Source organism: Streptomyces sp. NBRC 110035, from assembly GCF_000829695.1.
Lineage (GTDB): Bacteria > Actinomycetota > Actinomycetes > Streptomycetales > Streptomycetaceae > Streptomyces.
Window position 1 is genome coordinate 32,999 of the sequence record NZ_BBNN01000054.1, and the last position, 7,158, is coordinate 40,156.

The 7,158-nt window shown below is 64.2% G+C and carries 8 protein-coding genes and 1 pseudogene; 5 read left to right on the top strand and 4 right to left on the bottom strand.

Translation table 11 applies throughout. The features are described from left to right. Positions 1-35 precede the first annotated feature (35 nt). From dpdA to TU30_RS30695, 3 genes are read right to left on the bottom strand one after another with little or no spacing between them, the layout of a single operon-like run. Positions 36-1,256 (bottom strand): tRNA-guanine transglycosylase DpdA, encoded by a 1,221-nt coding sequence (gene dpdA / locus TU30_RS30685; RefSeq protein ID WP_042176392.1) that lies wholly within the window; start codon positions 1,254-1,256, stop codon positions 36-38. Next, positions 1,253-2,386 carry a DGQHR domain-containing protein DpdB gene (gene dbpB, locus TU30_RS30690; RefSeq protein WP_042176394.1) on the bottom strand — a complete coding sequence of 378 codons (1,134 nt, stop codon included), beginning with the start codon at positions 2,384-2,386 and terminating at the stop codon, positions 1,253-1,255. Before dbpB ends, dpdA begins: the two co-directional genes overlap by 4 nt. Next, positions 2,383-3,279: a hypothetical protein gene (locus TU30_RS30695; protein ID WP_042176395.1), complete on the bottom strand. Its 897-nt coding sequence runs from the start codon at positions 3,277-3,279 to the stop codon at positions 2,383-2,385. The genes dbpB and TU30_RS30695 overlap by 4 nt, the downstream gene beginning before the upstream one ends. A gap of 123 nt (positions 3,280-3,402) precedes the next feature. Here TU30_RS30695 and queC point away from each other — a divergent pair, with 123 nt between their 5' ends. The 5 genes from queC (at position 3,403) to TU30_RS30720 (ending at position 6,441) form a co-directional block, all read left to right on the top strand. Then, positions 3,403-4,098, top strand: a complete 696-nt coding sequence (gene queC / locus TU30_RS30700; RefSeq protein ID WP_042176397.1) for a 7-cyano-7-deazaguanine synthase QueC — start codon at positions 3,403-3,405, stop codon at positions 4,096-4,098. Positions 4,099-4,100: 2 nt separating this feature from the next. After that, the gene (queE, locus tag TU30_RS30705) at positions 4,101-4,736 is read left to right on the top strand and encodes a 7-carboxy-7-deazaguanine synthase (RefSeq protein ID WP_042176399.1); all 636 of its coding nucleotides are present in this window, start codon (positions 4,101-4,103) and stop codon (positions 4,734-4,736) included. Next, on the top strand, positions 4,736-5,092 hold the full coding sequence (gene queD / locus TU30_RS30710; RefSeq protein WP_042176402.1) for a 6-carboxytetrahydropterin synthase QueD: 357 nt from the start codon (positions 4,736-4,738) through the stop codon (positions 5,090-5,092). The genes queE and queD overlap by 1 nt, the downstream gene beginning before the upstream one ends. A gap of 4 nt (positions 5,093-5,096) precedes the next feature. Further along, on the top strand, positions 5,097-5,873 hold the full coding sequence (locus TU30_RS30715) for a GTP cyclohydrolase I FolE2 (RefSeq protein WP_042176403.1): 777 nt from the start codon (positions 5,097-5,099) through the stop codon (positions 5,871-5,873). Between the two features lie 355 nt (positions 5,874-6,228). After that, entirely contained in the window at positions 6,229-6,441 is a 213-nt protein-coding gene (locus tag TU30_RS30720) for a hypothetical protein (protein WP_042176405.1), read from the top strand. Between the two features lie 127 nt (positions 6,442-6,568). On the opposite strand, the pseudogene TU30_RS30725 reads toward TU30_RS30720, so the two are convergent. After that, positions 6,569-7,158 (bottom strand): annotated as a pseudogene (locus tag TU30_RS30725) (ISKra4 family transposase); the annotation flags it as partial.

The following is a 7,158-nucleotide window of genomic DNA, read 5'->3' on the forward strand; positions in this document are numbered from 1 at the left end:
GCAGGGTTGGAAAGAAAAGCTAGAAGGGGGTGCATTTACGCGAAGGTAAGTTGTCTTATCTTGGCTTCGAGTACGGCGAGATTATGGAATCCGCGGCGTTTATTACGCTCACTGCCGCGGAATATAGCGATTTCGATTCCATGTTTCTTGCACAGAGCGCAGGGGCAAGTGCGCCACGGGGCGTAACTTAGGGTGCGTTCGTAGTACTCAAGATAGCTTTTCTTTTTCGGGCCGAGCACGAGAGCTTCGTACGTTGCGAGGGCACTCATGACTCCTTCGAGTGCTGTTTCTTCTTGGTCGAATTCGCGCAGGGCGCGCAGGCAGGAGCGTTCGGCGACGATTGCCTCGGCTTGGGAGACGTGGCCGGAGAGGATGAGGCGCTTCAGGGCAGGGTTTCCGTCGACCTGGGGGACGCGGATGGCAGTGTAGGAGTCGGTGGCCGTGTGGTAGTTGTTGCGGTCGTCCATGAAGGCCTGGCGGAAGGCGGAAGTGCTGTCGAAGCTGGTCACGCCGTGGCGGGCGAACTGCTCCATGCTCTCGACACGGTTGATGCCGAGCAAGTGCAGTCCGGTTTCGGGAGTGCGCACTTCGTCGATGGCCCGCAGGCAGGCGAGGATCTCGTGGGACTTCAGTGGGACCATGCCACCGAGGGCAATGCGCCGGTATCCCATCTTCTGCAGCTCCGCGACGCTGTGGGCGTAGCTGTCGGGTCCCCATCCCTGGGCGGCACCAACTGGTTCGAAGCGGGCGCCTTGCGCGTGGGTTGCGGTGATGAAGTCCTCAGCAAGTTCGAGGGAGATCTCCTGGCGCTCCACCCACGCCGACTCGGGTTCCGCATCGGACTCTTCCGGGATGTATCCAAAAATGATGTGGTCGATACTGATGCCTGCGTCGAAACCGCAGCGGCCGTAGAAATCAAGGACTTCGTCTACCTCATACGGTGGGCGTTCTTCGTCGATGTAGTTAAAGGCGCCGCAGTCACCGATCGTCGAGCAGGTGTCGGGAAGGCGGAAGAAATTCCGCACGCCCAGACGGTAGAGCCGCTCGCGCTGTGGGGCAGAGTATTTCCCTGCCCCCTTCATGGATCCGTCGACAACCGCTTTGCTGACGAGGATCCCGTCGTAGGGGATCGGCGTCACGGCCTGGTGAGCGTACACGTCATCGCGCTGGCGCACTCGGTAGGGCGAATACTCGTCGTTGATGAAGTCGTAGGTGGGGCTCACCAAGTCCTGGCTGTCAGGGAAATAGAATTTCACGCGGCTTTTGCCTTTTCCTGCACATAGATACGGAGGAGGTAGTTCGACAGGGTACTGATGTGGCGCGGGTTGTTCTGGAGTTCGTTCCAGGGGAGGTTCAGGTCGGGCCAACGTCCCTGGGTCCAGCGGCAATGAGGGGCGATCAGGGCGAGTTCGGCCCGTGCCTGTTCCACAGCGAGGGGCGATGCCGGATCGATGGCCATCATCACTCGGTCCATGAGGCGTCCCATGGAGCGGATGCCCACGCCGTGCATCAACCGCGACCGTGTCGGCGGGAGCCCCCACGCGGTGGGAAAGATGTCACGCACAGCACTCCAGTAGATGACGAGGATCTGGCGGATGGTGGCCGTGTCGACGGTGCCGTTGGACAGGTTCTTGTGCGGGAAGAAGACGCCTGCAGGGGAGTTGAGGGATTCCTGGATGGCCGTGGTGAGGCTGTTGTCTGTGACGACGGCGTCCGCTTTCTGCTCGGACGTGGTGGAGGGGCGGCGCACCAGGCCCCGGAACGGTGAATCCTTGTCGTGGTTGAGGGCTTCGACCAGGACGGAGGGGAGTTTGCGAGCGGAGAGTTTGGTGGGCAGGGCCGTGCCGACTTCCGGTAGGAGTTCGGTGACCAGGTTGGTGGGCAGCGGGGAGACAGTGTTCACGCGCAGGAACTGGTCTCGTTGGGTTTCGAGGTCTTCGGCAACGAATCCGGCAATAGTTACGGCCAGGCGGGTGTTACGGGTGCGTGCCAGTGCGAGGCTGCGCTGCTGGCCGTCGACGATCCAGGCGGGTCGCGGGGCATCGAGGGAATCGGGCACAGGGATCTCCAAGGTGCCCGACGTGCACAGACCGTCGCTGCTGCCCGGGCCCGGGCTGGACTTGAACCGCACGCTCGAGGGAAGCGCCAGGATCAGCCCGTTGGGAAAAAGCACCTCTTCCCCGTCGAGGTAGTCGAGGATCTGGCGTACGTGCTGCTTCTTCTCGGGCCGCTGGTAGCCGATCAGTTTGCCGGCTTCGTCTCGGGAGATCCGTGCCACGTCGGCGACCTGATGCACCTCTTCTGCTGCCAGAGTGAACACATACAGAGGGATCGTGGGGTGCTGCTCGATCCGCAGGGCCCGGCGCTTAAGCACAGTGGAGGTCATCGAGGGCCAATCGTTGAGGTATACAGGTCTGCGAAGCGCTTCTGCTCACAGGCCATCCCCTTGTCTCTCAGCAGGCGCAGCAGGCGGGTGCGCGAGTAGTCGGGGTAGCGGCCCTTCACATCTCTGATGAAGGCGATCACGGCCTGGTCCGACATCGGCTGTCGGGCATAGCGTTCCGTGCGGGCTACCTGGGACGACCATGTGCTCCAACGCTCCTTGGCAGTTGGGGTGATGAGGTGGCCCGGCGTGCAGTGCTCGAGCCAAGAGGCTGCCATGCGGACGTTCAAACTGGTCAGCGTTCCGCCCAGGGCCTGCCTGAGGGCGGCGTTGGCCGGCATGCGCACGATCCCGTCCACATCGCTGGCGCCGCCGATCAGTACCACGTCAGCTCCGGTGGCTGCCAGCGCGACAAGGTCGTTGTGCATGGCCTGGGCGTAGGTCTCGGACAGCACCACCAGTGCCTGTCCGGCAGTTGCCGCGATCTGGGGAAGATGACGGCTGGCCTCCATACGCTGCAACTGACCCCACCACTGGGCTGCCTGCGCGCTGGAGGATGCCACGGAATCTGCGTGTCGAGGCATAAAAGTGGCCGCATAGGACGGGGCGAGGCTGGAGACTGGTTGCAGGCCCAGGCCGGCCGAGGCCACGTACAGGCGAGGCGTAAACCCTGCCCCGGAGGCGGCTTTCGTGAGGGCCGCGGCGCGGCGCCACTGGTCTCCCTGGTACAGCTCCCCCAAAGCGGTCCGCCGGCCCGGTGCGGCGTGCAGACGCCGTGCCCATTCCGCCGCGCGTTGCCGGATGTCCGTGGCGGGCAGTTCACGCACGCGCAGGCCGGGTTCGGGGGGTGAGGTCTTCCGGTCTGTGCACGTGACCACGATGGGCAACTCGTTCACTACGGATCGACCTCTGACTTCCATAACTCGATTCTTGTTGTGGTTACTGTAGCCGGTAGTTAAGAGGGTAGGCTGCACTTGTCTCAACGGAGGCAACTGGACCTTAGGTTAGGGAGTGACAGCATGGACCGTCCCGCGATCGTGTTGCTGAGCGGCGGCCTGGACTCGACCACGGTGCTGGCCATCGCCAAGGACCAGGGCTTCACTCCCTACGCGCTCAGCTTCCGCTACGGGCAGCGACACTCCATCGAGTTGGAGGCGGCGCAGCACGTCGCAGAGGTCCAGGGGGTGGCCCGGCACGTCATCGCCGACATCGATCTGCGGGTCTTCGGCGGCTCTGCTCTGACGGCCGACATCGAAGTGCCCAAGCATGAGTCCCTCACTGACGTGGAGGATGCGGGGGTACCGATCACCTACGTGCCGGCCCGCAACACGATCTTCCTGTCGTTCGCGTTGGCGTTTGCCGAGACCGTCGGCGCCAGCGACATCTTCACCGGGGTCACGGCGGTGGACTACAGCGGCTATCCCGACTGCCGCCCCGAATACATGGAGGCCTTCGCCACCATGGCCAACCTGGCGACGCGAGCCGGCGTCGAAGGCACCTCCAAGATCACGCTGCACTCCCCCCTGATCGCCCTGTCCAAGGCCGACATCGTCCGCGAAGGGCTGCGTCTGGGCGTGGACTACTCCCTCACCTCATCCTGCTACGACCCCGACGAGCAGGGGCGGGCATGCGGCCGGTGCGACACCTGCCTGCTGCGGCTGAAAGGCTTCGCCGAAGCTGGCGTCAAGGACCCCGTCCGGTACCAGAACGCCTGAGCATGACCTACCTGATCAAAGAAATTTTCTACACGCTGCAGGGAGAAGGCGGCCACGCCGGCCGCCCCGCGGTCTTTTGCCGGTTTTCCCGTTGCAACCTGTGGACCGGCCGGGAACGCGACCGCTCCCGCGCCATTTGCCAGTTTTGTGACACCGACTTCGTCGGCACCGACGGCGAAGGCGGCGGCCGCTTCCGCACGGCTCAGGAGTTGGCCGAAGCCGTCGAGGCCGCCTGGCCCACCGCTGATCAAGCCCACCGGTTTGTGGTGTGCACGGGCGGAGAACCGCTGCTTCAACTGGACGAGGCCGCCATCGACGCCCTCCACGAGCGCGGCTTCGAGATCGCCGTGGAAACCAACGGCACCCGCCCGCCCCCCCGTGGCATCGACTGGCTGTGCGTCAGCCCGAAGATCGGCTCCACCCTGGCCCTCACGAGCGGCGACGAACTCAAACTCGTCTACCCTCAGGCCGGTGGCGACCCCGCCCAGTTCGAGGGGCTGGACTTTCGCCACTTTAGGCTGCAACCGCTGGATGATGCCGACCGCGAGGCCCACACTCGTGCCGCCGTCGAGTACTGCATGAAGAACCCGCGCTGGACGCTTTCCCTCCAGACGCACAAGTATCTGGGAATTCAGTAATGGAAATCTTTCGCGAGTTCGCCTTCGAGGCAGCCCACCGCCTGCCGCGCGTGCCGGAGGGCCACAAGTGTGCCCGCCTGCACGGCCACTCCTACAAGGTCACCGTGCACGTGGAAGCGCCCGTCGACGTGGAGGCGGGGTGGGTGATGGACTTCGGCGACATCAAGCGGGCGTTTAAGCCTATTGATGCGCAGCTCGACCATTATTACCTGAACGATATCGAAGGCCTCGACAACCCCACCAGCGAGAACCTGGCCCGCTGGATCTGGGACCGGATGATCACCGAGCTTCCCAGCTTGTCCGCGATCACCGTACGCGAAACCTGCACCTCCGGCTGCACCTACCGAGGCGAGTGACGGCATGCACGACATCCAAAACGAGCCCGACGGCCGCGGTATCCCTATCGACGAGGTCGGCATCAGCGGCCTGCGCTACCCCATCACCTTCGATGATGGCCACACCCGCCAGCACGGCATCGCCGACATCGCCGTCACCGTCCGCCTGCAGGCCGACCGGCGCGGCACCCACATGAGCCGCATGATCGCCCTCGTCCACGAGGACGTAGCGACCCTCACCCCGCAGGAGTTGCCCATCGCTCTCAAGCGCGGGCTGACCTTGCTGGACGCCCCGGCTCTCACGCTCACATGCTCACTACCCGTCGCCACCACCGTGACTGCTCCCGCCAGCGGCCAGGAGTCCTGGCAGACACACGAGCTCACGGTTACCGGTCACATCGATGACTCTGGATGCACAGTCACCACGGCAGTGGCCAGCCACGTCACCAGTTTGTGCCCCTGCTCCAAGGCCATCTCCGACTACGGCGCCCACAATCAGCGCAGCGAGATCACCCTCGAGGTCACCGGCGCCGCTGACACTCCCTACCCCCTGCACGTTCACGAGATGGTCACCCTGCTGCGCAGCGCCGGTTCCGCCCCCGTCATCCCCCTTATCAAGCGCCCCGACGAACGTGTCGTGACTATGCAGGCCTATGACCACCCCGTCTTTGTCGAAGACATCGTCCGTGACATAAGCCTTACCTGTCGGCAAAAAGGCCTTACGCATACCATCCGCGCGAAGAACCTGGAAAGCATCCACAGCCACGACGCCATCGCCACCCTCACTTACAACCACCCCTGACCCACCACTGGCGGTGCCAGCCCCCTACCACAAAACGATCAAGGCGGCGGCTCACCGTCCGGGTCGCACCAACCAGCGGTCTGGCCAACGCCAAGGAGGGCTGAACCCTACGACCGTTGGAGTCGAGAGTCTTGGCCAGGAGCGGCGCCAACTCCCCCAGGTGGGCGCTGAGTTGACCTACTCAGCGGTAACTCGCTAACGTCGCAGTAACGTTAAGGGGCCCCACCGTGGCATGCCATGGTGGGGCCCCTTTTTGTCCTCTTCTGCACAAGCGGTGGAGGTGAGTGGGGGCGTCGCCGTCATCAGGTTCCTAGGCCACGAAAGCGGCGACGCCCCACCGCGAAGGGGGTTACCCATGAACCACCAGCATGACATGTCTGCCACCGAGAGCCAGAAGGACGGCCTGGTCACTTCCGAGGTTCAACTCGCAGGCACGCCCCGATGCGTGCGCGTGACCATCGGCAAGCACTTCAACCTGTTCGTGTCCCTGTCGGTCTCGCCTGGCTTCCTCACGCTCCTGGCCGTTGCCGTTGGTGTCGCGGGTGGGAACTACTGGTTCCTGTTCTGAACTTCTCGGCCTGCTCTACCTGTCCATGGCCTGGCGCAGTGATCAGCGCCAGGCCATGGACCACTTGTGAACGGGGCGAACTCAGCGAATTGCGATGGGTGTGCATCTTTTGAGGGTGTCTGTGTGATCAGGCGGTGAGTATGAGGGTGTTGCGGTAGCGAGCCTGGTGGTTGCGGGTGTACTCCTGTTGTTCGTGCCAGGCCCAGTAGGTGTCGAAGTCGCCGTTGGTGCGCAGGGCGCGGAGTTTCAGGACGGCTTCGGCTCCGGTCAGGCCCCAGCGGGCCCCGGTGATGTCGAGGCGGTCTTTTACCAGGTGGCGGCATGCGCCTTCGATGATCCCGGTCGCGATGGGCCAGCCGGCGGCCAGCGCGGTGTCGTAGCGCAGGTAGTCGGCTTTGTTGGTGAGGTAGGCCACGGCGTCGTCGATGCTCTTGTTCTGGCCCGGGGCGATCCCTGCGTCGGTGGCGGCCGTTGTGATCGTCTCGGCTGCGGTCAGGGCGTCTCCGGCCAGGATGGTGCGGGCGGTGCGGGCGACCCATGCCTCGATGTCCTTGCTGCCGCCGGGGTGCAGGGCGTGGGCGGCGCTCCACAGGTATTCCAGGACGTGGATGATGTCGATCACGATGTGCACCTGCACGTCGCGGGCGGCGGCCTGCTCGTTGATCAGATCGATCTGGTGGGGTGCGCCGTCCACGAGGGCCACCCAGGTGCGCCGGT

Bases quoted from the DNA above. Each gene is read 5' to 3' on its own strand.
- dbpB (WP_042176394.1), bottom strand. From the start codon at position 2,386: ATGACCTCCACTGTGCTTAAGCGCCGGGCCCTGCGGATCGAGCAGCAC.
- queC (WP_042176397.1), top strand. From the start codon at position 3,403: ATGGACCGTCCCGCGATCGTGTTGCTGAGCGGCGGCCTGGACTCGACC.
- queE (WP_042176399.1), top strand. From the start codon at position 4,101: ATGACCTACCTGATCAAAGAAATTTTCTACACGCTGCAGGGAGAAGGC.
- queD (WP_042176402.1), top strand. From the start codon at position 4,736: ATGGAAATCTTTCGCGAGTTCGCCTTCGAGGCAGCCCACCGCCTGCCG.
- TU30_RS30715 (WP_042176403.1), top strand. From the start codon at position 5,097: ATGCACGACATCCAAAACGAGCCCGACGGCCGCGGTATCCCTATCGAC.
- TU30_RS30720 (WP_042176405.1), top strand. From the start codon at position 6,229: ATGAACCACCAGCATGACATGTCTGCCACCGAGAGCCAGAAGGACGGC.